Genomic DNA, 25,682 nt, shown 5'->3' with positions numbered 1-25,682 from the left:
CATCAGGCTTTCGTGAACTGGATCTGCCCTTCGGGCAGCAGGTAGAGCACCAGCGCGCGGCCCTGGGCCACGGTTGGGCGGTGGGCGCTGCCGGGCGGGTAGACGCACCAGCCGGCCGGGCGGCCGTCGAAGGTGGCGGCGCCGTCGTCCAGCGGCAGGATCAGGTCGATCTCACCCTGCGGATGGGTGTGGTGCGGGCCGGCGATGTCCTGCATGTCCACCACGTCGACCGAGAAGCCGTGCAGCGCGTCCTCGGCCTTGAACACGCGGCCGTAGCGGATGCCGCCGCCCTCGCGCTCGCAGAGCCAGCCCTCGGCGATGCCGGCGAGGCAGCCGGCCTTGAGCGCCTCGTAGCCGGCGCTGCCCGGCGCATGGGTGGCGTTGAGCCAGCCGTCGAGCGCGGCATCCAGCGGCCGGCCGGCGATCTCTGCGGTCAGGCCGGCCAGTTGCCGGTGGAAATCCTGCTTGTGGTCCATCGTGGTTCCTTGTCTTGCGCGGCGGGCTTGCGCTGCGCCGGCGACATGCAATATCGTGCTTGTGGCGCACGATAGGACCCGAGGCGGAGGGTGTCAAGCAATATAGTGCACGTTGGGTGTTTACCCTAGGAACGACAATGCGAGTCAGGAAAGGGCGCAGGCCATGAACAAGCGGGAGGGGCGCGCGGCGCAGGCCGAGGCGCCGGCAGAGGCGGACCAGCCGCGCGACGCGTTGCTGGCGGCATTGGGTGACCGGGTGCGCAGCCTGCGGGCGCGGCGCGGGCTCACGCGCAAGGCCGTGGCGCAGGCGGCCGAGGTGTCCGAGCGCCACCTAGCGAACCTGGAGTACGGCATCGGCAATGCCTCCATCCTCGTGCTGCAGCAGGTGGCCGGGGCGCTGCAGTGCTCGCTGGCCGAGTTGGTGGGCGATGTCACCACCAGTTCGCCCGAGTGGCTGCTGATCCGCGAGTTGCTGGAGAACCGCAGCGAGGCCGACCTGCGCCGCGTGCGGATGGCGGTCGGCGAGCTGCTGGGCACCGGCGCCACCGACCCCGGGCGCGGGCGCCGCATCGCGCTGATCGGCCTGCGCGGCGCCGGCAAGTCCACGCTGGGCCGCATGCTGGCCGACGCGCTGGACCTCCCCTTCATCGAGCTGAGCCGCGAGATCGAGAAGTTCGCTGGTTGCAGCGTGCGCGAGATCCACGACCTGTACGGCACCAACGCCTACCGCCGCTACGAGCGCCGCGCGCTCGAGGAAGCCGTGCAGATCTACAGCGAGGTCGTGATCGCCACGCCGGGCGGCATCGTCTCCGACCCCGCCACCTTCAACGAGCTGCTGGCGCACTGCACCACGGTGTGGTTGCAGGCCTCGCCCGAGGAGCACATGGGCCGCGTGGCGGCGCAGGGCGACTTGCGGCCCATGGCCGCCAGCAAGGAGGCGATGGAAGACCTGCGCCGCATCCTCGACGGGCGGGCGGCCTTCTATTCCAAGGCCGACCTGCGCGTGGACACGGGCGGCAAGAGCCTGCAGGACGCCTTCGAACTGCTGCGCACGCGCGTCGAGGCTGCGTTGCACTGACGGGTCGCGGCGGGTCCCTCGGGCTCCGCCATCTGCTTGCACAAAAAAACATGCGCGGGGCTTGACGCATGCACTGACATGCATAATGATGCATCTACCGATTTTCGATAGATGCAGTATTTTGCATTTTCTTCCCCAGAGGAGACAGCATGGCCGACACCGCCCCCACGACTTCCGCGCCGCGCGTGGACTACCGCACCGAGCCGAGCCAGTACCGCCACTGGTCGCTGGCCGCCGATGGCGCCATCGCCCGGCTGTCGCTGGACATCGCGGAGGAGGGCGGCATCCGCCCCGGCTACAAGCTCAAGCTCAACAGCTACGACCTGGGGGTGGACATCGAACTGCACGATGCGCTGAACCGGCTGCGCTTCGAGCACCCCGCCGTGCAGGCCGTCATCGTGACCAGCGGCAAGGACCGCATCTTCTGCTCGGGCGCCAACATCTTCATGCTGGGCCTGTCCAGCCACGCCTGGAAGGTGAACTTCTGCAAGTTCACCAACGAGACGCGCAACGGCATCGAGGACTCCTCCAGGCACGAGGGCCTGAAGTTCCTGGCCGCCGTGAACGGCGCCTGCGCGGGCGGCGGCTATGAACTGGCGCTGGCCTGCGACGAGATCGTGCTGGTGGACGACCGCTCGTCCTCGGTCTCGCTGCCCGAGGTGCCACTGCTGGGCGTGCTACCCGGCACGGGCGGCCTGACGCGCGTGACCGACAAGCGCAAGGTGCGCCACGACCTGGCCGACATCTTCTGCACCAGCGTGGAAGGCGTGCGCGGCCAGCGCGCCGTGGACTGGCGGCTGGTGGACGCCGTGGCCAAGCCGGCCCAGTTCGGCGCCGTCGTCCAGGAGCGTGCAGCGAAGCTGGGGACTGCCGGCGGCCGCTCGACCGCGCCCAAGGGCATCGTGCTGCCGCGCATCGAGCGCGAGGACACGGCCGACGGCATCGCCTACGAGCACGTGCAGGTCGCCATCGACCGCGCCCGCCGCACGGCCACGCTGACCGTCAAGGCGCCCACCGGCGCGCAGCCCACGGACATCGCCGGCATCGAAGCTGCCGGAGCCGCCTGGTGGCCGCTGGCCATGGGCCGCCAGCTCGACGATGCCATCCTCAACCTGCGCACCAACGAACTGGACATCGGCACCTGGCTGCTCAAGACCGAGGGCGACGCCGCCGCCGTGCTGGCCGCCGATGCCGCCATCGTCGCCCACCAGGCGCACTGGCTCGTGCGCCAGACCCTGGGCCTGCTGCGCCGCACCTTCGCGCGGCTGGACGTGTCCTCGCGCACGCTGTTCGCGCTCATCGAGTCCGGCTCCTGCTTCGCCGGCATGCTGGCCGAACTGGCCTTCGCGGCCGACCGCGCCTACATGCTCGCGCTGCCCGACGAGCTTGAGAAGGCACCCAGGATCACCTTGGACGAGTTCAATTTCGGCCTGCTGCCGCTGGTCACCGACCAGAGCCGCTTGCAGCGCCGCTTCTACGAAGAGAGCGCCCCGCTGGAGGCCGCACGCGCCGCCGCCGGCAAGCCGCTGGATGCCGATGCCGCGCTGGCGCTGGGCCTGGTCACCGCCGCGCCCGACGACATCGACTGGGGCGACGAAATCCGCATCGCGCTGGAAGAGCGCGCCGCCATGTCGCCCGACGCGCTGACCGGCCTGGAGGCCAACCTGCGCTTCGCCAGCAAGGAGAACATGGTCACGCGCGTGTTCGGCCGCCTCTCGGCCTGGCAGAACTGGATCTTCCAGCGCCCCAACGCCGTCGGCGAAAAGGGTGCGCTGAAGCTCTACGGCAAGGGCGAGAAGACCGCCTTCGATTTCAACCGCGTCTGAGTTCAAGGAGACCCCATGTCCACGATCGACTACAGCCAAAAGATTCCCAACAACGTCAACCTGGGCGAAGACCGCACGCTGCAGCGCGCGCTCGAGGGCTGGCAGCCCAACTTCATCCACTGGTGGGACGATGTGGGCCCCGAAGGCTCGACCAATTTCGACGTGTACCTGCGCACCGCCGTCAGCGTGGACCCGCAGGGCTGGGCCCAGTTCGGCCACGTGAAGATGCGCGACTACCGCTGGGGCATCTTCCTGAATCCCGGCGACGCGAACCGACAGGTCCACTTCGGTGACCACAAGGGGGAGAAGGCCTGGCAGGACGTGCCCGGCGAGCACCGCGCCAACCTGCGCCGCATCATCGTCACGCAGGGCGACACCGAGCCGGCTTCTGTCGAGCAGCAGCGCCACCTGGGGCTGACGGCACCCTCCATGTACGACCTGCGCAACCTGTTCCAGATCAACGTGGAAGAGGGCCGCCACCTGTGGGCCATGGTCTACCTGCTGCACAAGCACTTCGGCCGCGACGGCCGCGAGGAGGCCGAGGCCCTCCTGCAGCGCACCTCGGGCGACCAGGACAACCCGCGCATCCTGGGCGCGTTCAACGAGAAGACGCCGGACTGGCTGGCCTTCTTCATGTTCACCTACTTCACCGACCGCGACGGCAAGTTCCAGCTTTCCGCGCTGGCCGAGAGCGCGTTCGACCCGCTGGCCCGCACCACCAAATTCATGCTGACCGAGGAGGCGCACCACATGTTCGTGGGCGAGAGCGGCGTCTCGCGCGTGCTGTCGCGCACGGCCGCCGTCATGAACGAGCTCAAGACCGACGACGCGGCCAGGGTGCGCGCGGCCGGCGCCATCGACCTCGGCACCATCCAGCGCTACCTGAACTTCCACTACAGCGTGACCATCGACCTGTTCGGCGCCGACCAGTCGAGCAACGCCGCCATCTTCTACAGCTCGGGCCTCAAGGGCCGCTACGAGGAAGGCAAGCGTGACGACGACCACCAGCTCAAGGGTCAGACCTACAAGGTGCTGGAAGTCGTCAACGGCCAGCTGCAGGAGAAGGAAGTGCCGATGCTGAACGCCTTGAACGAGGTGCTGCGCGACGACTTCATCAAGGACTCGGTGGCCGGCGTCAACCGCTGGAACAAGGTGCTCGAGAAGGCCGGCATCCCGACGCGCCTCACGGTGCCGCACAAGGCCTTCAACCGCCAGATCGGTGCGCTGGCCGGCATCAAGATGTCGCCCGATGGCCGCGTGGTCAACGAGGTCGAATGGAGTGCCAAGAAGGCCGATTGGCTGCCCACGCCCGAGGACTTCGCCTTCGTCGCCTCGCTGATGGGCCGCGTGGTCGACCCGGGCAAGTTCGCCGGCTGGATCGCGCCGCCGGTGATGGGCATCAACCGCCAGCCCGTCGATTTCGACTACGTGCGCTTCGGGTGAGGCCATGGACATGGCCGTGGAAGCTGCCGTCATCCAGCAGCACCTGATCGACCCCGAGATCTGCATCCGCTGCAACACCTGCGAGGCCACCTGCCCGGTCGGCGCGATCACGCACGACGATCGCAACTACGTGGTCAAGGCCGACGTCTGCAATGGCTGCATGGCGTGCATCTCGCCGTGCCCCACGGGTTCGATCGACAACTGGCGCAGCATGCCGCGCGTGCGTGCCTACTCCGTCGAGGAGCAGCTGACCTGGGACGAGCTGCCCCCCGCCCTCACGCCCGAGCAACTGGCCGCCGCCGGTGTGAGCGAGGTGCTGGCGCAAGCGCCGCCGCCCGCGCAGGCCACGCCCGAGCCGGGCACCGTGCCCTTCCACAGCGCGCAGTACGGCGCCAGCATCCCGCCCTGGTCGGCAGCGCACGCCTACACCAACCTCTACGGCGCGAAGAAGCCGACCACGGCCACCGTGGTCGGCAACTTCAACTGCACCGAGGCCGGCTTCGACAGCGAAACCCACCACGTGGTGCTGGACTTCGGCACCATGCCCTTCCCGGTGCTGGAGGGCCAGTCCATCGGCATCGTGCCGCCGGGCCAGGACGCACTGGGCCGGCCGCACCAGCCACGCCAGTACTCGGTGGCGAGCCCGCGCAACGGCGAGCGGCCGGGCTACAACAACCTGTCGCTCACGGTGAAGCGCGTGACCCAGGACCACCAGGGCAACCCGGTGCGCGGCATCTGCTCCAACTACGTCTGCGACCTCAAGGTGGGCGAGCAGGTGCAGGTGGTCGGCCCCTTCGGCAGCAGCTTCCTGATGCCCAACCATCCCAAGTCGCACCTCGTGATGGTCTGCACCGGCACCGGCAGTGCGCCGATGCGCGCGATGACGGAGTGGCGGCGCCGCCTGCGCAACAGCGGCAAGTTCGAGGGCGGCAAGCTGCTGCTGTTCTTCGGCGCGCGCACCCAGCAGGAGCTGCCCTACTTCGGCCCGCTGCAAAGCCTGCCCAAGGACTTCATCGACATCCACCTGGCGTTCTCGCGCACGCCGGGCCAGCCCAGGAAGTACGTGCAGGACGGCATGCGCGAGCGCGCCGCCGACCTCGCCGCGCTGCTGCAGGACGGTGCCAGCCATTTCTATGTCTGCGGTCTCAAGAGCATGGAGCAGGGCGTGGTGCTCGCGCTGCGCGACATCGCCACGGGCGCGGGGCTGGACTGGGAAGGCCTCGCCGCGACGCTGCGGCGCGAGGGGCGGCTGCACCTGGAGACCTACTGACAAGGCAGGGTTCACCGGGGCGGCACAATGGCGCCCATGGTGAGTGAACTAAGCGACGCAGAGCTGCAGGACATGGCAGCCATGTGGCGAACAGAAGCCCTGCGGGGCTCCAAGGAAGCGCGCGGCCAGGCGCATCTGCTGGAAGTCGAACAGCGCAGGCGCCTGGGGGTCCCCGGGCTGCGCGACAACACGGACCTGGACCTGCGCCCCCTCGCAGAGCGGCAGGTACGGCGGAGCTGGTGGCAGCGCGGCTGACGCCATCCGGCGGTGGCCGGCTGCAGCGCACGGTCCCCTGAGATGCGAGGCTGGCGGCGTCCCTAGGCTGGCCTGCGGTCCAGCATCTCGCGCACGCGCGACACCAGCGCCGCCAGGTCGAAGGGCTTGGTCATGACCTCCATGCCGGCTTCCATGAAGCCGTTGCCCACGGTCGCGGCCTCGGCGTAGCCGGTGATGAACAGCACCTGCAGCTCCGGACGCAACAGCCGGCCGGCGTCGGCCACCTGGCGCCCGTTCATGCCGCCGGGCAGGCCCACGTCGGTCACGAGCAGGTCGATCGGCCCACTGGCCTGCAGCTGGCGCAGGCCGGCCGGGCCGTCGGCGGCGCCCAGCACGGTGTAGCCGGCGTCCTCCAGCACCTCGGTCAGCAGCTCGCGCACGATGTCCTCGTCCTCGATCACGAGCAGGGTCTCGCCGGCGCCGCCGCCGGGCGGATCGGCGGCATTGCCGGCGTCGTCGGCCTCCGCATCGCCGAGGTGGCGCGGCAGCAGCAGCGTCATGGTGGTGCCGCGGCCGGGTTCGGAATCCACCCGGATCTGGCCGCCCGACTGGCGCACGAAGCCGTAGACCATGGACAGGCCCAGGCCCGTGCCCTGGCCCAGCGGCTTGGTCGTGAAGAAGGGGTCGAACACGCGCTGCACGATGTCCTGCGGCATGCCGGTGCCGGTGTCGGTCACGCGCAGGCAGACGTAGTCGCCGGCCGGCAGTTCGTGGGCGGCGGCCTCCTCTTCGGCCAGCGTGCGGTTGGCGGTGGCCAGCACGAGGCGGCCGCCCTCGGGCATGGCGTCGCGCGCGTTGATGCACAGGTTCAGCAGCGCGTTCTCCAGCTGCGAGGCGTCCACGCGCGTGGGCCAGGGCGCCGGTGCCGGCTCCACCGCCAGCTGCACGGACGGGCCCACGGTGCGCGCCACCATCTCCTCCATGCCCTGCACGAGCCGGTTGACATCGGTGGGCCTGGGGTCCAGCGTCTGCCGGCGCGAGAAGGCCAACAGGCGCTGCGTGAGCGAGGCGGCACGGCGCACCGAGCGTTCGCCCATGTCCAGGTAGGCGTGCAAGCCGTCGGTCTGGCGCTGGTCCAGGCGCATGCGCATGAGCTGCAGCGCGCCGCTGACGGCGGCCAGCAGGTTGTTGAAGTCGTGCGCGATGCCGCCGGTCAGCTGGCCCACGGCCTCCATCTTCTGCGCCTGGCGCAGCGCGTCCTGCGTTTCGGCCAGGGCTTCCCAGGCGCGCTCGCGCGCCAGCGTGCGCTCGGCCACGCGCTGCTCCAGCGTGGCGTTGAGCTGGCGCAGCTCGGTCTCGGCCTGCACGCGCTCGCTCACGTCGTAGCCGCCGGCGAAGATGCCGCGCACCTGGCCCGTGGCGTCGCGGATCGGCTCGTAGAGCAGGTCGATGAAGCGTTCGCCTGCCGCATGGGAGAAGCGCACGGGCAAGGCATGCGCGCGGAGCGGCATGCCGGTCGCGTAGACCTGGTCCAGCATCTCGAAGAAGCCCTGGCCCTGCAGATCGGGGAATGCCGCGCGCACCGACCTGCCCAGCAGCTCGCGCGTGCCGGCGATCTGCACATAGGCGTCGTTGACGTAGTCGAACACATGCTCGGGCCCGGACAGCACCGCGACGAAGCCCGGCATCTGCTGCAGCAGGCGCTGCTGGTGCGCGCGCTCCTCGCGCGCATGGCGTTCGGCCAGCACCTTGGAGGTGGTCTCCACCACGGTGTCCAGCATGGCGATGACCTGGCCGTGCTCGTCGAAGACGGGGCCGTAGTTGAACGTGAACCAGGCGTCCTCCATGCGGCCATTGCGGTCGATGTGGATCTGGTAGTCCTCGATGAAGGTGGACTCGCCCTCCAGCGCCCGCTCGGCGATGGGCTGCAGCTGCGGCCAGACCTCCCGCCAGGTCTCACGCATGGGCTGGCCCAGCGCCTGCGGCTTGGTGGCCAGGATGGTCTGGTAGCCATCGTTGTAGATGGCGATCAGGTCCGGGCCGCAGAACAGGCAGGCCGGGAACTTGGAGGCCAGCATCTGGTCGACCGTGACGCGCAAGGCCACCGACCAGCCGGCAATCGGCCCGAGCGGCGTGCGTGCCCAGTCGAAGGCACGCATCTTGGCGCCCATGTCGCCACCGCCGGACTGGAATACGGAGGGGCCAGGCAGGTTCATGGAGCCGCGATCTTAGGGCCAGCCGGGCGCATGCCAGGGCCGCGCAGCGCGGCGACAGCATGGTCGCGCCGCCTGCTGTCGTCCATGAGCGGCCTCGGCCTACAAGGCCTGGCGTGCCAGCCAGCGGACTGCGGGTGTGCCGCCTGCGCGGTGGCCAGGCGTGTGCGCCCTTCAGGCGGCCCTGCGCGTGGCCTCGCGGCCGGCCGGGAAGGGCAGTCCCAGGTGGTCGCGCAGCGTGCGGCCGCTGTATGCGGTGCGGAAGATGCCGCGGCGCTGCAGCAGCGGCACCACGCCGTCGACGAAGTCCGAGAGGCCGTCAGGCAAGGCGTCGGGCATCAGGTTGAAGCCATCGGCCGCCCCCGTGTCGAACCAGTGCGTGATGTCGTCGGCGATCTGCTCCGGCGTGCCGACGATGATGCGGTGGCCACCGCCGCCGCCCAGCTCGCGGATCAGCTGGCGCACCGTGAGGTTCTTGCGCCGCGCCAGCGCCATGGTCGCCGCGAAGAAGGTGTGGTTGCCGTTGCCGCCGGCCGGCACCGAGAGATCCTCGGGCAGCGGCTGGTCCAGCACCAGGCGGTCCGGCGTGGTGCCCAGCGTGCCGGCCAGCCGCGTGAGGCTGTAGTCCCAGGGAATCGCGTCGATGAAGTCGTCGCGCCGGCGGATGGCCTGGGCCTCCGTCGCGCCGATGAATGTGGTCAGCCCGGCCAGCACCTTGACGGCGTGCGGCCCGCGGCCCAGCGCGGCGGCGCGGCTGTTGAGCGCCTGGCTGTAGGCCAGCGATTCCTCCAGCGACTGCGAGGCCGAGAACACCGCCTCGGCATGGCGCGAGGCCAGCTCGCGCCCGTCGGCCGAGGCGCCAGCCTGCACCAGCACCGGCCGGCCCTGCGGCGAGCGCGGCAGCGTCAGCGCGCCCTGCACGTTGAAGAACTCGCCGTGGTGTGCGATCGGGTGCACCTTGGCCGGGTCGATGAAGCGGCCGGCGGCCTTGTCGCCGATGAAGGCGTCGTCTTCCCAGCTGTCCCACAGCGCCTTCACCACGTCGGTGAATTCCGAGGCGCGGGCGTAGCGCCGGGCGTGGTCGGGCACGGCGTCCAGCCCGAAGTTGCGGGCCGAGGCCACGTCGGCCGTGGTCACCACGTTCCAGCCGGCGCGCCCGCCACTCACATGGTCCAGCGAGGCAAAGCGCCGCGCGATGTTGTAGGGCTCGTTGTAGCTGGTCGAGGCCGTGCCGATCACGCCGATGTGCGTGGTGGCCGCGGCCACGGCGGTCAGCAGCACGGTGGGTTCCAGCGCCGTGATCGGGCGGAAGTGGATCTGGTCGATGATGGCCGCGTTGTCGGCCAGGAAGACGGCATCGAGCTTGCCGCGCTCGGCGATCTGCGCGACGCGGATGTAGTGCTGCACGTCGATGAAGGCGCGCGGGTCCGCCTCGGGCGTGCGCCAGGCAGAGGGCACGAAGCCCGAGTGCAGGATGTTGACGTTCAGGTGCAGCTGGCGCGGGGGCAGGGCGGTCATCTCAGTCCTTCTTGAAGTAGTCGGGCAGGCGGTAGCCGGCCCAGACCGGGTTGGCCTGGAACACCTTCTGGAACTCGGGCGAGCGGTAGGCGGCCACGATGTCCTGCGCGAACTTGGCACCGGCATTGCCGCGCTTGACGGCGACGACGTTGACGTAAGGCAGCGTCATGTCTTCGAGCCTCAAAGCGTCGGTCAGCTTCAAGCCCGAGGCCACGGCGAAGTTGCCCTGCACGGCGGCGATGTCGGCGTCGGCCAGCGAGCGGGGCGCCTGGGCCGCGTCCAACGGCACCAGCTTGAGTTTCTTGGGGTTGGCCACGATGTCGCGCTCGGACACCGTGAGCGGGTCTACGCCGGGCTTGACCTGCACCCAGCCGGCGGCGGCCAGGATGTTGAGCGCGCGCGCCGCGTTCACCGGGTCGGCCGGCAGCGTGACGGTGGCGCCGTCGGGCACGGCGGCCAGGCTCTTGTGGCGCTGCGAGTACAGGCCCATGGGCGGCGTGGGCACATGCACCACCGGCACCAGGTCGAAGCCCTGGCGCTGGTTGGTCGCTTCCAGGTACAGGCTGTGCTGGAAGATGTTGGCCTGGATCTGGCCGCGCTCGACCGCGTCGTTGGGCTGCACGCCCTGGCTGAACTCCACGTACCGGATGGTGTAACCCTGCTTCTCGAGCTGCGGCGCGATGGCCTTGGCAAAGGCATCGCGGTAGGGGCCGGGCATGAAGCCGACCGACAGTTCGGTGGCGGCGGCCACCGTGGTGGCCAGCAGGGCGCCGGCGAAGGCGGCGAAGACGAGGCTGCGGCGCGCGGCGCCTTGCGTGAGGGGGTGCATGCGGACTCCTTGAAGCGCCGCACTCTAGTGCTGCCCCCCGCGCAGGCCAACGAAGATTTGCGCGCTTGGATATCTGCGGCGCGAGCAAGCGCGCCGGGCCGCGTCCGCTCAGTACGCCGCGCCGTGCGCGGCCAGCACCGGGTCGCCGGAGATGGCGGTCGATGCGCGTCCGTCCGTGCCCACCGGCACCTCGCCCACCAGCGTGACACGGTAGAGCTGGCGGTCGAAGTCCAGCGCGAAGATGTCGTTGGGTGCCACGTGGGCGGTGGCGCGGTTGTCCCAGAACGCGAGCGAGCCGGGCTCCCACTTGAAGCGCACCGTGAACTCGCTGCGCACGGCGTGTTCCCAGAGAAACTCCAGCAGCACGCGGCTCTCGCGCGCATGCAGGCCGACGATGCGCTTGAGGAAGCCGGGGCTGATGTAGAGCACCTGCTCGCCTGTCTCGGGGTGCACGGTCACGAGCGGGTGCTCGCTGACCAACTCGTGGCTGCGCACCGCGCGCTGGTAGGCCTCGGACGCCTGGGCGCCGGCCGGCGGGCTGAAGCGGTGCTCACCGCGCAGGGTCTGCAGGAAGCCCTTCAGCGGCTCGGACAGTGCGGCGAAGGCCGCCGCCAGGTTGGTCCATTGCGTGTCGCCGCCATAGGGCGGAATGGTCACGCCGCGCAGGATGGAGGCACAGGGCGGGTTGTGTGCGGCTGTCACGTCTGCATGCCAGCCGCTCCAGGGCCGCTGCTCGGCCTGGCCCTGGTGGCTGTTGGCCGTGCGGTGCTTGGCGATGGAGTAGAGCTCGGGGTGGCCCTCGACATGGCCGAACACCGGATGCCCCAGCGTGGGATCGCCGAACTGGCGGGCGAAGGCGATGTGCTGGGCGTGTTCCAGCGGCTGGTCGCGGAAGAACACCACCTTCCAGCGCAGCAGCGCGGCGCGGATGGTGGCGACCTCCGCCGGCTGCAGCGGGCGGCGCAGGTCCACGCCGGTGATCAGCGCGCCGATGTGGGCGGACTGCGGCAGCACCTCGATGTGCCGGGTGTCGTCGAGGGCTTGCTCCAGCGTCTGCTGGACAGCGGCGGGCAGTGGCATGTTCATGTCGTCTCCTTGGCGATGGTTTTTCAGGTCCGCGGGGCGCCAGCCTGCGCCTGGCCTGCGGCGTCGGTGCCCTCCAGGCCCAGCGTGGCGAGCAGGGTGCGCGTCTGTGCGATCTGTTGCAGCAGCGCCGCCTGCGTCTGCTGCGGCCCCAGGAAGTGCGGCTTCCACTGGTTCAGCGCGACGAAGGCCTGCCACTCGGGCAAGCGGGCCACCTGGCCGAAGGCCTCGACCCAGAAGGCCTGCTGCTGCGGCGTCACGCGCGCGGTCGTGGCCACGCCCTGGAACGACTGGCTGGCGTAGTCCACGCCCTGTTCCTTCCAGGTCGGGGCATCGGCGAACTCGCCGCCCAGCCGTTCGTCCGCCGCGATGGCGATCACGCGCACGCGCTGGTTCTGCAGGTACGGCAAGAGGTTGGGCGTGGTGGCCGAGACCACGTCCAGGTGGCCGCCGACCAGCGCCGCGGTGGACTCCGCCGACGACTTGTACGGCACCACGCGCAGGCCGCGCACGGCCACGCCGGCCTGTTGCAGCGGCTGCGCGATGCCCAGATGGATGTGGTTGCCCAGCGTGGTGGCGATGCCGATGGACAGCGCGCCCGGGTCGCGCCGGAGCGTGGCAATGAGCCCCGCCGCGTCGCGGACCGGCGAGTCGGCGCGCACCACCACGGTGGTGAACTCGCGCAGCAGGGTGACCAGCGGGGTGATTTCCTGCAGCCGCGGCGCCAGCGCGCCCTGGGCCGCGCTGGTCACGTAGCCGCTGCTGAGCGTCATGAGCAGGCTGGCGTTGCCGCTCTGGCGCTGCAGGATCTCCAGCGCCTGGATGGAATGGGCGCCCGAGCGGTTGCTGACGACGAAGCTCTCGGTCAGCCCTTCGCGGGCGAGCAGCTCGGTGAGCTTGCGCGCCGCGGCATCGAGCGCCGCGCCCGCGCCGCTGGGGACGATGAACTCGGGCTTGGCAGGCTTCCAGGGCGCGGTGCTGGCTTGCGCGCGCGGCAGGGCGGCTGCGGCCACCAGGGCCAGGCTGGCGCGCCGGGTGAGGGTGTGGGGCATGGGCTTCCTCGGGGCAGGCGCGCCGGGGGCAGCGCGCGGAATCGCCCACTCTAGGAAGTGCGCCCGCGGCCGTGAACGAAGAAAAGCGCATGAGCACATGCGCTTTTCTTCCTTGCCGCACGGCCCGTCAGAACGCGCCGGTGGTCGGCGGCGGCTCGCCCTTCAGGTGCCAGGCGCCGGCCGCGGCGGCCTTCCACTGGCGCGGGTTGTGGTTGGCCACGGTGCGCGCATTGCGCCAGTGGCGGTCCAGGTTGTGGCGCCGGTCGGTGGCCGAGGCACCGCCCACGTCGAACGCGAGTTCCGAGGCCTTGAGCGCAGCCGCCACGGCGAAATGCTGGGCCTGGGCGATCTCCACCGAAGCCCGCGTCAGCGCTTCCTCGCCGAGCTGCTCAGCCCAGGCCGCGTCCAATGCAGACGCCGCGCGCAGCACGGTGGCCTCGGCGGCATAGGCCTGCGCCGCGATCTGGCCCACGGCCTCGCGCACATAGGGATCGTCCACCGAGGCCTGGGCGCTGCTGTGGCGGATCGGCCGCGCATGCTTCTGCGCAAAGTGCACGGCATCGCTCAAGGCGTTGCGCGCGATGCCTGCCTCCACGGCGGCAAGGATCAGCTGGTACAGCGGCGTGACCGGGTTGCGCTTCTCGCGCGAGAAGTGGCCGGAGCGCACCTCCTCGGCCAGCACCTGGGTGTTGGTGAAGCGCGTGGTGCCGCTGGCCGTCAGCCGCTGGCCCGCCGTGTCGAAGTCGTCCACCAGCTCCACGCCGGCGCGGCCGCGCGGCACGAAGAAGGCGGTCTCCTTGCCGTCCGCGTCGAGCGCGAGCGAGGTGATCCAGTCGGCGTAGAGGGCGCCCGTGCTGTAGTACTTGGTGCCGTTCACGCGGTAGTGCGCGCCGTCGCGCAGGATGGTCGCGGCCGTGGCGCCGTGCGCGCCCCCGCGCTCCAGCCCTCCGTTGCCCAGGATCTGGCCGCCCAGCAGCCGGCCGAACCACAGCTGACGCGCGGCCTCGTCCTTGCCGGCGAGCAGGCTCTCGATGAAGCCGTAGTTGGGCCGCAGCGCCTGCGCGAGGTTGGAGTCCACGGCCGCCAGCTCGACCAGGAAGCGGACCACGTCGTGGATGGAGCCGCCCGGGCCGCCGTAGGCCTTGGGGATGCGGAAGGTCAGGAGGCCGGCTTCGGCGATCTTGCGCACCAGCGCGTAGGGCAGTTCGCGTGCGCTTTCGCGCGCAGCCGCGCCCTCGGCGATCAGTGGCAGCAAGGCCTGGGCGCGCGTGAACAGCAGGGCCGCGTCGCCGGCCGCCGGCAGCGCCTTGCCCAGCGGCGCGGGGTGGGGGTTGGAGATGTCTTGCAGCGCGGGGCTGGCAGGTTCTGCGAGGGAGCTCATGCGGGGGCGGTGTGGGAGAGGGAAATCAGGCCGTGCCGACGCGGGAGTAGGTCGGCGGCGGCGTGCTGTTGACGGCGTAGTCGCCGGCTTGCCGCTCGCGGTACACGCGCGGGTTGTGCGATGCGATGGTGCGCGCGTTGCGCCAGTAGCGGTCCAGACCGGCCGGGCGCAGCGCGGCCGAGGCGCCCAGCGCGTCGAACAGCTGGGTGCTGGCGTCCAGCACGAGCTGCGTGACCACGGGCACGGCCTGGTCGACCTCCACATGGGCCAGCACATTGGCCTGCTCGCGCTGGGCGGCGTCCAGCGTGCGCACTTGCGAGGATTGCCAGGCCAGCTCCAGCGCGCGCGCGGCCTGCTGCACGATGGCATTGGCCGCGTAGGCCGCGCCGTGCACGCGGCCCACCACCTGCAGCACCTGCGGGTCCTGCGCGCTGCGCTCGGCATTGGCGTGGCTGTAGGTGCGCGTGCGTTCGCGCACGCGCTGCGCCAGGTCTTCGGACAGCGCCCGCGCGATGCCGGCCAGCGAGGCCAGGTGCACGAGCTGGTAGTAGGGCGAGGAGTAGGCGAAGCGCGTCTTGGCCGGGTTGACCCAGGCCGGCTCGATCGCCACCTGGTCGAAGTGCGCGGTGCCGCTGGCCGTCAGCGCCTGGCCGAAGCCGTCCCAGTCGTCGTCGACCTGCACGCCGCTGGCCTTGCGCGGCACCAGCACCAGCGTGGGCTGGCCATGCTCGTCGTCGGCCGCGGTGTTGATCCAGTCGGCGAAGAGCGAGCCGGTGGTGTAGAACTTGCGACCCGACAGGCGCAGCTGGCCCTGGGCATCGCGCGTGAGCCTGGTGGCGAAACTTCCGACCTTGGCATCGCCCGATTCCGAGAAGCCCGAGCCGATGGTCTGCCCTTCGGCGATCCTGGCCAGCCAGTGGGTGCGGAACTCGGCCGCCCCGGCGTTCAGCACGTCCTCGGTGAAGCCGAAGTGCGCACGCAGCGCATTGACCACATTGGTGTCGGCCGCGCCGAGCTCGACCAGCAGGCCGAAGAACTCGGTCAGCGTGGCGCCCGTGCCGCCCTGCTCGACGGGCAGGCGCAGCCTGGCGAAGCCTTCGGCGCGCAGCCAGTGCAGCTCCTCGTGCGGCATTCGGTGCTTCAGGTCGCGCTCGACCGCGGTGCCGCGGATCCGTTCGAACACGGGGCGAAAGCGCTGGGCCAGGGCCTCGTAGCGGGGGCTGGGCGCAGCGCCCCAGGCAAGGTGGAGTTGGGTCATGGTGCGGGTGCGCGAAAGGCCGTGGACGGGCCAGTGTGCCGGCGCGCGCCACCCACCGGTAGAAGCGTTTCGCGCTTGCTAAGACGCGGTGCGCATATGGCGTCTCAGACTGCCGCGCGCGGCCGGGCGGCGGGCCCGGGCCGGATGGCCCGTGGACGCGGTGGTGCGCGGCGTCAGCCCACCACTTCGCGGTGGACCGCTGCACGCAGCGCCTGCACCGAGGCCTGCAGCCCGGGCACGAGTTCCAGCGAGTCCAGCGCCAGCAGGAAGACCGGCCCGTTGAGTCGCCGCGCGTCGTGCATGCCCATGAGCCGGTCCAGCAGGTCGTCGGCCAGCTCGCGCAGGTCGTCCGACATTTCGGCCGCCGCCAGGGCGTCGCGGCAGCGCAGCAGCTCCATGCGGGTGCGCGGACTGTGCATGCCGGTCAGGGCGTGGCGGGCGCGCCGCTGCCCACTGCCCGCGATGCCGTGGGCTGGTTGAGGTACAGGTAGTCGGGCCTGAACTGCCCGGCACGGGCCAGGCCCTGCGGGTCGAGGATCTGCACCTGCGCCGAGCGGATGCTGCACAGCTCGCGCTCGCGCAGCTGGCGCACCACGCGGTTCACGTGCACGTTGGTGAGGCCGCAGACATCGCCGATGTCGGCCTGCGTCATGGCCAGCTCGAAGCGCATGCCGTCGGAGCGGCCGATGGCCAGCAGGCGCGCGTTCATCTCGCACAGGAAGTTGGCGACGCGCTGCAACGCGTTGAGGTTGGCCAGCCGGACCACCCACTGGCGGTGCGTGGCCGCATCCAGCAGGGTCGAGAACCACAGCCGGCGCGTGAGGCGCGGGTGCTGCTTCTCGATCCGGCGCAGCGCCTCGTGCGGGAACACGGCCACCACGCAGTCGGTGAGCGCGCCCACGGCGTGGTCCAGCTGCCTGAGCGCATAGGCGTGCAGGTCGACGAAGTCGCCGGGGACGTGGATGGACACCAGGTGGCGCCGGCCATCGCTGGCGTCCACATGGCGTGTCATCAGGCCTTCGACCAGCAGGGTGCTGGCGCCCACGGTGGCGTCCTGGCGCACCACGGTCTGGCCAGCGGCGTAGCTGCGGGTGTGCGAGATGGCCTTTTCGAGAATGGCACGTTCTGACTCCGTGACTTCGGCAGTGCGGTTGCGTAAAACGTTCTGGGTCAGCATGACAAGTCTGGGCGCCGCGATGGTCGACCAGGAACCTGTGGTGCGCATTAACGTGGATTAATTTGCGCCGGATTTGTTGCAAGTCCGCCCGTCAAGGGCTGCACGCGGCCTGCACGACCCGGTCGCGCGGATTGGGCTGGAAGCCACGGAACTCCACCGGTCGCCACACCGTGAGCGGGTAGTCCATCTGGGTGCCAGGGCCGCGCCACAGCGGCGCGCTGTAGAACTGGCTGCTGACGAAGCGCGCGACACGCGCCTCGCAGTCGAACGCAACCAGGCCGTGGAACGAGCGGAACCGGATGCCGTCCGTGCTGGTCCGCTCCTCGCTGCGGCTGACGCGCACTTCCATGGTTCGCCGCGGGCCGTCCTTCAGCACGAACAAGGGGTTCACCTGGATCGTGTCGGCCAGCGGGTCAGCGGGGTCGCCGGCCACGGTCAGCCATGGCGTGGTGGTGGCCTGGGCCACGGAAAGAACGGCGCCCCAGGCCCAGGCGTGCAGCTTCAATCGCGCAGACCGTCCCGCTGTCGGGCGGCTTCCGCGCGGGCCTGCATGGCAGCGGCACGCAGGCTGTCGGCGGTCTGCTCGGCCGCATCGGCCGTCATCGTGACGGCCACACCGTCAGGGCCGTCCAGGATCACCACGCCGTTCTCGGCACTGGCCTGTCCGGGGTCTGTGCAGGGTTTGAGGAAGCGGGGTTCATCGGACATTCGCATCTCCCGTGTCACCGGCCACGCGCAGCGACATGGCTGGGTTCAGATACAGATAGTCCGGTGCGAACAGGCCTGCGGCGGCAAGCCGCACCGGGTCGTGCACCACCACCTGCGCGCCGCGCCAGCTGCACAGCTCCATCTCGCGCAGCTGGCGCAGCACGCGGCTGACATGGACGTTGGTAAGGCCGCAGACCTCGCCGACGTCCGTCTGCGTCATGGGGAGCAGGAAGCGCTGGCCGTCCGATTGCCCGATCGCCAGCAGCTTGGCATTCATCTCGCACAGGAAATGCGCCACGCGCTGCAAGGCGCTGAGGCTTGCCAGGCGTATCACCCACTGCCGGTGCATGGCGGCGTCGAGCAGCGTGAGGAACCACAGGCGCTTGGCCATCTGCGGATGGCGCGCCTGGATGGCATCGAGCGCAGCATGCGGCACCAGCGCCACCGTCACATCGGTCAGCGCGCCCAGGTCGTGGTCCAGCTGCTTGAGCACGTAGGCGTGCAGGTCGACGAAGTCGCCCGGCACATGCACGGCGACCAGGTGGCGGCGGCCATCGGCGGCATGCACGTGGCGCGTCATCAGGCCCTGGACGAGCACCGTGCTGGTGTCCACGACGCAGCGTTGGCGGACCACCGTCTGCCCTGCGGCGTGGGTCTGCGTGCGCCCGACGGCAGATTCCAACACCGAACGCTCTTCGTCCGTGAAGTCTTCGGTGCGGTTGCGCAGCACATTTCGGGTCAGCATGGCGGTACCTCCGGATCATTGGGCAGGACGGCGCGCGCTGCATTAACCTGGGTTAATCGCCTGGGCCAATCGCCCGGAACAATTCCCCTGGCCGATCGCGGCCGGTGCGGGCCAGTCTCGCGCGTGCGTGGGGCGCTGTCTGTCGGCGGGGGACCACGCGCCCGTCGCGCACGCCGGCCTGCAGGTCGCCTGTCGGATGTCGGCGCTGCCGGGTGCAGGCCTACGCACGCGCCGAAGGCACGGGTGCATGGTCACGTCACGCCCCGGTGCTGCCTGCAGGGCCGGTGGCCATTCCCAAGGAAGGAGATGCCATGCCAGACCTCGAGACACTCGCCGTGCAGATGCGCCAGGCCTTCGCGTCCGGCGTTCCGGTCAAGATGCCGCTGCTGCGCTTCCGCGACCTGGACATCCTGTTCGAACTGTTGGCGGAAGACTGAGCCGGCTCACTGGCGGACTTTGCGCACCAGGTCTTCGACGCGCGGCCCGCCTGCCTGCGCGCCGCTGGAGACCTTGATGATGCTGAGCGTGCGCTCGGCACCGGCCTCCAGCGTGGCCTGGTGCACGGCCTGCAGCAGCGGCCAGACCTTCTCCGGCGGGCCTTCGACCACCGTCCCCAGGCCGGGAACTTCGTAGCGCAGGCCCGACGCCTGGATCACGGCGATGGCCGCGTCCACGTGCTTGTAGCGGGCGTCCGCCGTGCCGACCGGCCGCGGGATGACCTGGATCTCGGCCAGCATGTGGCCGGGTGGGGTGACCGCGGCCGGCGCCGGGGGCGGGGCCTGCTGGGCCCAGGCAGCGCCGCAGGCCAGCAGCGAGAGCAGGGGCAGAGCCGTGGCCGGGCGCTGGGAGGGTTCGCGCTAAGCTCAGCGGCATTCCAGTGCCGTCCGCATGCCATCGTTTCACTGCCAGTCCGATGCCTTCGCCCCCACCTGGTTCCGCGCGCCCAAGCCCGGCTGCCCGGCGGGAACGCAGCCGTGAGCGCACCAGGCCTGGATTGGCGCGTCACCTGGAGCCGCACGCGCAACCACGAGGGCGTGGCCCGCGGCTTGCGCGCCTTCCTGGCACTGCTTTGCGTGCTGCTGCTGGGCTGGTGGGCCGGCTGGGAGCTGGCCTTCATGCCGGCCATGCTGGGGGTGATCGCCAGTGCCTTGGCCGAATCCGACGACGGCTGGCGCGGCCGGCTGCGCGCGCAGTTGCTGGCGCTGGCGGCGTTTGCGGCGGTCGGCCTGGCGGTGCAGGCCAGCCAGCCGGCGCCCTTGTTGCAGGCTCTGGTGCTGGCCGCCGCGGCGCTGGCGCTGACGCTGGTCGGCGCGCTGGGCGAACGCTACCGCGCGGTGGCGCTGGCGGTGCTGGTGTTCGCCATCTACATCGCGATGCTGGGACGCCAGGGCCGCACCGACCGGGCCCTGGTGCTGCTCCTGCTCGGTGCCGCCTGGTACGGCGTGGTGTCGGTGATGTGGGCAGCGCTGCTGCCGCGCGCCACGCTGCGCCACCGCATGTCGCGCCTGTATGCCCTGCTCGGCGAGCAGCTGCGCCTGAAGGCCCAGCTGCTGGAGCCTGTGCGTGACGTCGACCTGGCCGGACGCCGCATGGCGCTGGCCTTGCACAACGGCCGCGTGGTGCTGGCCCTGACGGCCACCAAGGAGAGCCTGTTCAGCCGCCTGCCCGAGGGGGATGGGCCGCGCCCGGTCTGGCTGCAGCTGGCGATGCGCCAGTACCTCGCGGCGCAGGACATCCATGAGCGGGTCAACTCCTCGCACGAAGACTACGGCTTGCTGGCCGAGGCCTTGTTCCATTCGGACGCGCTGTACCGCTGCCAGCGCGTGCTGACCCAGCTCGGTGCCCAGCTGCTCAAGTTCGCCGAGGCCATCGCGGCCCGTGGCCGCCCGGTCCACACCGGCAGCACCGCGCGGGCCATCGAGGACATGCAGGCCGCGATCGCGCACCTGCTGGCCGGCCCGCTGCCGCAGCAGCCCGCGGCGGCGCGGGCGCTGGGCGCGGTGCAGCAGCTGGGGCGCAACCTCACCGCGATGGCCGGCGTGCTGCCCGGGCTCGAGCAGCCGCTGCAAGGCGGGCCGAGCGATGCACTGCGCGACCGCGGTCCGCGCGACTGGCGTGCCGCCTGGCAGCGCGTGCTGGAGCAGCTGCACTGGCAGTCGCCGCTGCTGCGGCACGGGTTGCGGCTGGCGCTGACGCTGCTGCTCGGCAGCGCCATCGTGGCCATGACGCGGGATCCGCATGCCTACTGGGTGCTGCTGACCATCGTCTTCGTGAGCCAGCCGCGCTATGCCGACACGCGCCACCGCATGGTGCAGCGGGCCACCGGCACGGCGCTCGGCCTGTGCCTGGGCTGGGCGGCGATCCGCCTGTTTCCGGGTGCGGTGCTGCAGTCGGCCCTGCTGGTGGTGGCCGGTGGGCTGTTCCTCGGCAGCCGCCATACCCACTACACGCGGGCCACGGCGTCGGTCACGGTGCTGTTGCTGCTCAGCTTCCACCAGGCCGGCATGGGCGACGGCGTGATTCCCACGCGCATGCTGGACACGGTGGTCGGCGGCGGTCTGGCCTGGCTCGCCGCGTGGCTGGTGCTGCCGAACTGGCAGTCGCGCCAATGGCCGCAGCTGGCCGAACAGGCCTTGCGCACACAGGCCGGGTACCTGCAGGAGATCGCGGCGCAGGCGGGGGCCGGCAAGCAGGACCACCTGGCCTACCGGTTCGCGCGGCGCAGCGCCCACAGCGCCGACGCGGCGCTGTCGAACGCCTATGCGTCCATGCTCAAGGAGCCCGCCCATGCGCGGCGCCTGTTCGAGGCGAGTGGCCGCTTCCTGGTGCTGTCGCACACGCTGCTCAACTACCTGTCCGCCTTGGGCGCACACCGCGGCACGCTGGCGGGCGATGGGCAGGACCAGGTGCTGCGCCGCGATGCGGCCGCGCTCGGTGCGCAGCTGAACGCGATGGCCGAGCGCCTGCGCCAGCCGCAGCCCGAGGCGGCCACCGTGGCGGTGCCCGAACTCGTGCCGAGCGCAGCGACCCAGCCGCAGCTGGCACTGGCCATGCAGCTATTGCCGCAGCTGCACCGTGAAGCGCAGAGGATGCTGCCCGTGGCGTGAGGGCGGTCAGCCGTCCGGCATCGCCGTGCTCGGCCTGGTCGTCAGTCCAGCGTGAAGCCGACCTTCAGGCCCACCTGCCAGTGCGCCACCTTGCCGTCCACCACATGGCCGCGCGTCTCGGTGACCTGGAACCACTGGATGTTGCGCACGGTCTCGTGCGCCTTGGCGATGGCGGTCTGCACGGCGTCTTCGATGCCCGTGGGCGACGAACCCGTGAGCTCCAGCGTCTTGTAGACATGGTTGGACATGGTGGGTCTCCTGGTGGTGGTGGAAGGGCGTTCAGTGTGCGGCAACCGCCTGCGCGATGAAAGCACGGGCCTTCTTCGCCTGTGCCATCAGGGGGCAGGGGTGGCCGGGACACGCGGATCGTCCCTGGGGCCGGGCCACCGCGCGGTGGCCCGACCGCCCATGGCCCAGACAGCCCGCTTCAAGGGCCGGCACCACGGTCGCTGGGGCCGCGCCCCGGTGCTGGGGCGCCGGCCTGCCCGCGGCCCGGGGAAGGGTGGCCGCCGACCGGCGCATGCACGGCCAGCAGCGCCACCGTCCAGTCGATGAAGGCCCGCAACTTCGCGCTCACGTGCCGGTTCGGCGCGTAGGCCAGGTACAGCGGCATGGGGTCGAGCCGCCAGTCCTCGAACAGCGGCACGAGTTCGCCACTGGCGCGGTGCGCTTTGGCCATGTACTCGGGCAGCCACAGCACGCCCAGCCCGGCCAGGCCCGCCGCGAGGTAGGCGTTGCCGTCGTCGACCGCGAAGGCGTGGCGCCCCTGCACGCGAACCTGCTCGTCGCCGCGCTGCATCGCGTACGGGAAGGTCTTGCCACCGCGCGACCACAGGAAGCCGACGATGCGGTGGTGCGTGTCTTCCAGCATGCGCGGGTGGTCGGGGCGGCCGGCCAGCGCCAGGTAGCCGGGGGCGGCGTACACGCCCAGCTGCAGGTCGGCCACGTGGCGCGCCACGAGCGAAGGGTTGGCGATGCGGCCACCGCGCAGCACACAGTCCACGTTCTCGCCGATCAGGTCGACCACGCGGTCGCTGACGCCCATGTCGAGCTGGATCTCGGGATAGCGCGCATGGAAGTCGGGCAGCGCCGGCACCAGCAGCGTGCGCGCGAGCGGGCTCGGCACGTCCACGCGCAGCCGGCCGCGCGGTGCGGTGGCGGCGCTCGACAGGCTGGTCTCGGCGTCGTCCACATCGGCCAGCAGGCGCACCACGCGCTCGTAGTAGGCCGCGCCATCGGCCGTGAGGTGCACGCGCCGCGTGGTGCGGTTCAGCAGCTTCACGCGCAGCCGCGCCTCCAGCTGCTGCACCAGCTGGGTGACGCTGGTCTTGCCCATGTGCAGCGTGTCGGCCGCCTTGGTGAAACTGCCGGCTTCCACGACGCGGGCGAAGGCCTGCATCGCATCGAAACGGTCCATGCGCGCTCCAGTGGAATCGGGGATTGTTCGGAGTTTACGAACAGTGGTGGGTGGACTGGCGCGTTGATCGCGCGGCCGCCGTTTTCTACATTCCATCTGAACCCAACCCCCAAGGCATTCCCATGGCACAACGTGACGTCGTCTTTCCCGCCGGCCGCCAGGCGCTGTACGAGCGCAACCGCTACTCGCCGGCCGTGCGCTCCAATGGCTTCCTGTTCGTCTCGGGCCAGGTCGGCAGCCGCGAAGACGGCTCGCCCGAGCCCGAGCTCGAGGCCCAGGTGCGCCGCGCCTTCGACAACCTCAATGCGGTGCTGGCTGCGGCCGGCTGCAGCTTCGACGACGTGGTCGATGTGACCGTCTTCATCGTCGATCCCGAATCCCGCTTCGAGCGCATCTGGGCTGTCGTGCCCGAGTACTGGGGCCAGGCGCCGTTCCCGAACATCACCTGCGTGGGCGTGACCTGGCTGTACGGCTTCGACTTCGAGATCAAGGTGGTGGCCAAGCTGCCGTAGCCTCTGCGGGGCCCCGGCGCGGCGTGCCCCTCGCAGACGTGCGGCGCGCATCGGCCTAAGATCCGGCCGATCGCAACAGACGGGGCCATCCCATGCACATCCAATTCAACGGCCGGCGTGCGCTGGTCACCGGGTCGACCGGCGGCATCGGCTTCGCCATTGCCAAGGGCTTGCTCGCCGCGGGCGCCGAGGTCGTCGTCAACGGCCGCAGCGAGGCCAGCGTGGCCGCGGCACTGGCACGCCTGCAGGATCTGCCGGGCCGCGCCATCGGCTTCGCCGGCGACCTGGCCACCGAGGCCGACAGTGCCCGGCTGTTCGCCGCGCATCCGGACGTGGACATCGTCGTCAACAACTTGGGCATCTTCGGCCCGCAGGACTTCTTCGACACGCCCGACAGCGAATGGGAGCGCTTCTTCCAGACCAACGTGATGTCGGGCGTGCGCATGGCCCGGCACTACGCGCAGGGCATGGTGGCGCGCGGCTGGGGCCGCATCGTGTTCATCTCGTCCGAGTCGGCCATCAACATCCCCGCCGACATGGTGCACTACGGCTTTTCCAAGACGGCCCAGCTGGCCGTCTCGCGCGGGCTGGCCAAGCGGCTGGCGGGCACCGGCGTGACTGTCAACGCCGTGCTGCCTGGGCCCACGCTGTCCGAAGGCGTGGCCGAGATGCTCAAGGACGAGGTGGCGCGCACCGGCGAGAGCCTGGAGAAGGTGGCGGCCGACTTCGTCATGGCGCACCGCGGCTCGTCCATCATCCGCCGCGCCGCCAGCGTGGACGAGGTGGCCAACATGGTCGTCTACGTGAGTTCCGAGCAGGCATCCGCCACCACCGGCGCCGCGTTGCGCGTGGACGGCGGCGTGGTCGACAGCATCGTCTAGCCGCTGCGGGGCCTTTGGCCGGGCGGCACAATGTGCCTTCTCGACCTGTCGCGGCCGCCACGATGCTCTTTTCTCCCTCCACCTTCCACTCGCTTCCCCCCGCGTTGCTGCGCGAGCCGCCGTCTGCGCGCACCCAGGCGATCGCGCAGGCCTTCAGCGCCGGTGGTGTCGACGCGGGGCTGCGCGCCATGAATGCCGGCGTGGCGCACCGCTACAGCGGCATCTTCGCGCTGGACGGCGAGCTGCTGCGCAACACCCACATGTTCGACAAGCTGGGCGAGGTGAAGCCCGAAGCGCTGGAGGTCGTCGTGCTGAAGGACAGCTTCTGCCAGATCGTGCTGCGCGAAGGCTTCTTCCTGACCGACAACACGCAGCAGGACCGCCGGCTGGACTACAGCCCCTTCCAGGGCGTGGTGATGTCCTACCACGGCGTGCCGCTGTTGAACGACCGCGGCGACCTGCACGGCACGCTGTGCCATTTCGACCTGGTGGAGCAGACGATCTCGGACGAGGAACTGGCCTGCCTGCAGTTCACGGCCAAGCTCGTGCCTTCGTATCTCTAGCGGCGCGCGCGGAACGTCCAGGTACCGATGGACGCCAGGCGTGGCGCAGCCATCCCGCCCGCCCTAGCGCACCGGGTCGTTCATCCAGCGGGTGATGTCGCCCACAGCCGCCCGTTCCATGCCGATGAAGCCGTGCCAGTGCTGCGCGGCGCAGACATCGCCCTGGGGATCGGCGCCGCCGTCCACGACCATCAGTTTCTTGACCGGCGCCTGCGTCAGCCCCGCGAGGATGGCGGGCGTGTCGCCAGGCGGGCAATGCCCACAGGCATCCCGGGCGTGGTGGTAGACCAGCACCGGCACCGCGATCGCCGCCAGGTCCTGGCCCGGCACCGCCCCGGGCGTGCTGCTGCGCACCACGCTGGCGGTGAGCACCAGGCCCGCGATGGCCGGGTCGCGCAGCCGGACCGCGGCGGCCGTCGCCGAGACCGTGCCTCGGCTGGTCCCGACGAGCCACACCGGCAAGCCGCTTTTCGCTTTCACGGCTTCCAGCACCTTGGCGATGTCGGCCATGTGCGCGGGCCCCGTGCGCTCGGTCCAGCCCAGCTCCATGTCGCTGGGGCGTCCGAAGATCGCGACGTTGAACCCGTTCGCCAGGAAGTACGGCGCCGCGCGCACCAGGAAGTTGCCCCCGGTGGCCTTGCCGCCCTCGACCTTGCCGAAACCGCCGGCGCCGCCCGGGAACAGCAGCACCGTCGCCTTGGCCTCGGGGGCGGTCTCCCAGAACAGGGTGGTGACCACACCCTCGCGCGTGGGCAGCCGGGACACCGCGCCTTGCGCATGCGCGCCGCCGCCGCATGCCAGTGCGCAGCACAGGGTCAGCGCGCGCAGCGCGGTGTCGGCGGATCGGTGGTACATCGCGCAAGTGTGCGCGCGGGCCATGGTGGCGCGATGCGCCACCGCCAAAAAATGCAGGACCGCCGCAGCGCGAC

General features: G+C 70.7%; 27 protein-coding genes. 10 read left to right on the top strand and 17 right to left on the bottom strand.

The annotated features are described in order from the left end of the window. Positions 1 to 2: 2 nt before the first annotated feature. Entirely contained in the window at positions 3 to 476 is a 474-nt protein-coding gene (locus DES41_RS16070; protein WP_114468673.1) for a 4-hydroxylaminobenzoate lyase, read from the bottom strand. A 163-nt stretch (positions 477 to 639) separates the two neighbouring features. On the opposite strand from DES41_RS16070, the gene DES41_RS16065 reads away from it, so the two are divergent. The 5 genes from DES41_RS16065 to DES41_RS38425 all read left to right on the top strand — a co-directional run bounded on the left by DES41_RS16065 (position 640) and on the right by DES41_RS38425 (position 6,348). Further along, a complete protein-coding gene (locus tag DES41_RS16065; RefSeq protein ID WP_114468672.1) occupies positions 640 to 1,554 on the top strand; it encodes a helix-turn-helix transcriptional regulator in 915 nt (304 codons plus the stop codon). Positions 1,555 to 1,703: 149 nt separating this feature from the next. After that, positions 1,704 to 3,380, top strand: a complete 1,677-nt coding sequence (boxC, locus tag DES41_RS16060) for a 2,3-epoxybenzoyl-CoA dihydrolase (RefSeq protein WP_114468671.1) — start codon at positions 1,704 to 1,706, stop codon at positions 3,378 to 3,380. 15 nt (positions 3,381 to 3,395) lie between these two features. Continuing rightward, on the top strand, positions 3,396 to 4,823 hold the full coding sequence (boxB, locus tag DES41_RS16055) for a benzoyl-CoA 2,3-epoxidase subunit BoxB (protein ID WP_114468670.1): 1,428 nt from the start codon (positions 3,396 to 3,398) through the stop codon (positions 4,821 to 4,823). Positions 4,824 to 4,827: 4 nt separating this feature from the next. After that, the gene (boxA, locus tag DES41_RS16050) at positions 4,828 to 6,093 is read left to right on the top strand and encodes a benzoyl-CoA 2,3-epoxidase subunit BoxA (RefSeq protein WP_114468669.1); all 1,266 of its coding nucleotides are present in this window, start codon (positions 4,828 to 4,830) and stop codon (positions 6,091 to 6,093) included. A gap of 27 nt (positions 6,094 to 6,120) precedes the next feature. Continuing rightward, entirely contained in the window at positions 6,121 to 6,348 is a 228-nt protein-coding gene (locus tag DES41_RS38425) for a hypothetical protein (protein ID WP_114468668.1), read from the top strand. A 62-nt stretch (positions 6,349 to 6,410) separates the two neighbouring features. On the opposite strand, the gene DES41_RS16040 is transcribed toward DES41_RS38425, so the two are convergent. The 12 genes from DES41_RS16040 to DES41_RS15985 all read right to left on the bottom strand — a co-directional run bounded on the left by DES41_RS16040 (position 6,411) and on the right by DES41_RS15985 (position 18,273). After that, positions 6,411 to 8,525 carry a hybrid sensor histidine kinase/response regulator gene (locus DES41_RS16040; RefSeq protein WP_211332991.1) on the bottom strand — a complete coding sequence of 705 codons (2,115 nt, stop codon included), beginning with the start codon at positions 8,523 to 8,525 and terminating at the stop codon, positions 6,411 to 6,413. A gap of 171 nt (positions 8,526 to 8,696) precedes the next feature. Next, positions 8,697 to 10,040 carry an LLM class flavin-dependent oxidoreductase gene (locus DES41_RS16035; RefSeq protein WP_114468667.1) on the bottom strand — a complete coding sequence of 448 codons (1,344 nt, stop codon included), beginning with the start codon at positions 10,038 to 10,040 and terminating at the stop codon, positions 8,697 to 8,699. A 1-nt stretch (position 10,041) separates the two neighbouring features. Further along, positions 10,042 to 10,869, bottom strand: coding sequence for a MetQ/NlpA family ABC transporter substrate-binding protein (locus DES41_RS16030; protein WP_114468666.1), 828 nt, complete (start codon positions 10,867 to 10,869; stop codon positions 10,042 to 10,044). 108 nt (positions 10,870 to 10,977) lie between these two features. Beyond that, entirely contained in the window at positions 10,978 to 11,949 is a 972-nt protein-coding gene (locus DES41_RS16025; RefSeq protein ID WP_425466372.1) for a TauD/TfdA dioxygenase family protein, read from the bottom strand. 29 nt (positions 11,950 to 11,978) lie between these two features. Then, on the bottom strand, positions 11,979 to 13,004 hold the full coding sequence (locus tag DES41_RS16020; protein ID WP_114468664.1) for a tripartite tricarboxylate transporter substrate-binding protein: 1,026 nt from the start codon (positions 13,002 to 13,004) through the stop codon (positions 11,979 to 11,981). Between the two features lie 127 nt (positions 13,005 to 13,131). Beyond that, positions 13,132 to 14,385 carry an acyl-CoA dehydrogenase family protein gene (locus DES41_RS16015; RefSeq protein ID WP_114468663.1) on the bottom strand — a complete coding sequence of 418 codons (1,254 nt, stop codon included), beginning with the start codon at positions 14,383 to 14,385 and terminating at the stop codon, positions 13,132 to 13,134. A gap of 25 nt (positions 14,386 to 14,410) precedes the next feature. Next, positions 14,411 to 15,643 carry an acyl-CoA dehydrogenase family protein gene (locus DES41_RS16010; protein ID WP_114468662.1) on the bottom strand — a complete coding sequence of 411 codons (1,233 nt, stop codon included), beginning with the start codon at positions 15,641 to 15,643 and terminating at the stop codon, positions 14,411 to 14,413. Between the two features lie 173 nt (positions 15,644 to 15,816). Further along, a complete protein-coding gene (locus DES41_RS16005) occupies positions 15,817 to 16,062 on the bottom strand; it encodes a hypothetical protein (protein ID WP_147282868.1) in 246 nt (81 codons plus the stop codon). 5 nt (positions 16,063 to 16,067) lie between these two features. Beyond that, a complete protein-coding gene (locus DES41_RS16000) occupies positions 16,068 to 16,820 on the bottom strand; it encodes a Crp/Fnr family transcriptional regulator (RefSeq protein ID WP_114469006.1) in 753 nt (250 codons plus the stop codon). 91 nt (positions 16,821 to 16,911) lie between these two features. Further along, the gene (locus DES41_RS15995; RefSeq protein ID WP_114468660.1) at positions 16,912 to 17,325 is read right to left on the bottom strand and encodes a surface-adhesin E family protein; all 414 of its coding nucleotides are present in this window, start codon (positions 17,323 to 17,325) and stop codon (positions 16,912 to 16,914) included. Next, positions 17,322 to 17,528, bottom strand: coding sequence for a hypothetical protein (locus tag DES41_RS15990; RefSeq protein ID WP_114468659.1), 207 nt, complete (start codon positions 17,526 to 17,528; stop codon positions 17,322 to 17,324). The genes DES41_RS15995 and DES41_RS15990 overlap by 4 nt, the downstream gene beginning before the upstream one ends. Then, entirely contained in the window at positions 17,518 to 18,273 is a 756-nt protein-coding gene (locus DES41_RS15985; RefSeq protein ID WP_114468658.1) for a Crp/Fnr family transcriptional regulator, read from the bottom strand. The genes DES41_RS15990 and DES41_RS15985 overlap by 11 nt, the downstream gene beginning before the upstream one ends. Before the next feature lie 311 nt (positions 18,274 to 18,584). Between DES41_RS15985 and DES41_RS39575 the strand changes: the two genes are divergently transcribed. Then, on the top strand, positions 18,585 to 18,710 hold the full coding sequence (locus DES41_RS39575) for a hypothetical protein (RefSeq protein ID WP_281277206.1): 126 nt from the start codon (positions 18,585 to 18,587) through the stop codon (positions 18,708 to 18,710). A gap of 6 nt (positions 18,711 to 18,716) precedes the next feature. On the opposite strand, the gene DES41_RS15980 is transcribed toward DES41_RS39575, so the two are convergent. Then, positions 18,717 to 19,010: a thiamine-binding protein gene (locus tag DES41_RS15980; protein WP_114468657.1), complete on the bottom strand. Its 294-nt coding sequence runs from the start codon at positions 19,008 to 19,010 to the stop codon at positions 18,717 to 18,719. Between the two features lie 237 nt (positions 19,011 to 19,247). Between DES41_RS15980 and yccS the strand changes: the two genes are divergently transcribed. After that, a complete protein-coding gene (gene yccS, locus DES41_RS15975; RefSeq protein WP_245965733.1) occupies positions 19,248 to 21,380 on the top strand; it encodes a YccS family putative transporter in 2,133 nt (710 codons plus the stop codon). A gap of 41 nt (positions 21,381 to 21,421) precedes the next feature. Here the strand turns inward: yccS and DES41_RS15970 are convergent, their stop codons facing one another. Further along, positions 21,422 to 21,628, bottom strand: a complete 207-nt coding sequence (locus DES41_RS15970) for a dodecin (protein ID WP_114468656.1) — start codon at positions 21,626 to 21,628, stop codon at positions 21,422 to 21,424. Positions 21,629 to 21,807: 179 nt separating this feature from the next. Continuing rightward, the gene (locus tag DES41_RS15965) at positions 21,808 to 22,797 is read right to left on the bottom strand and encodes a LysR family transcriptional regulator (protein WP_114468655.1); all 990 of its coding nucleotides are present in this window, start codon (positions 22,795 to 22,797) and stop codon (positions 21,808 to 21,810) included. 122 nt (positions 22,798 to 22,919) lie between these two features. Here DES41_RS15965 and DES41_RS15960 point away from each other — a divergent pair, with 122 nt between their 5' ends. The 3 genes from DES41_RS15960 to DES41_RS15950 all read left to right on the top strand — a co-directional run bounded on the left by DES41_RS15960 (position 22,920) and on the right by DES41_RS15950 (position 24,753). Next, a complete protein-coding gene (locus DES41_RS15960) occupies positions 22,920 to 23,309 on the top strand; it encodes a RidA family protein (protein ID WP_114468654.1) in 390 nt (129 codons plus the stop codon). 92 nt (positions 23,310 to 23,401) lie between these two features. Then, positions 23,402 to 24,190 carry an SDR family NAD(P)-dependent oxidoreductase gene (locus DES41_RS15955; RefSeq protein WP_114468653.1) on the top strand — a complete coding sequence of 263 codons (789 nt, stop codon included), beginning with the start codon at positions 23,402 to 23,404 and terminating at the stop codon, positions 24,188 to 24,190. A gap of 62 nt (positions 24,191 to 24,252) precedes the next feature. After that, positions 24,253 to 24,753 carry a GAF domain-containing protein gene (locus DES41_RS15950; protein ID WP_147282867.1) on the top strand — a complete coding sequence of 167 codons (501 nt, stop codon included), beginning with the start codon at positions 24,253 to 24,255 and terminating at the stop codon, positions 24,751 to 24,753. A 63-nt stretch (positions 24,754 to 24,816) separates the two neighbouring features. On the opposite strand, the gene DES41_RS15945 is transcribed toward DES41_RS15950, so the two are convergent. After that, on the bottom strand, positions 24,817 to 25,608 hold the full coding sequence (locus tag DES41_RS15945) for an alpha/beta hydrolase (protein ID WP_245965732.1): 792 nt from the start codon (positions 25,606 to 25,608) through the stop codon (positions 24,817 to 24,819). Positions 25,609 to 25,682: the final 74 nt, after the last annotated feature.

The sequence above is a fragment of the Pseudorhodoferax soli genome, assembly GCF_003337555.1.
Taxonomy (GTDB): domain Bacteria; phylum Pseudomonadota; class Gammaproteobacteria; order Burkholderiales; family Burkholderiaceae_C; genus Pseudorhodoferax; species Pseudorhodoferax soli.
This window is presented reverse-complemented; position numbering and strand designations above follow the sequence as displayed.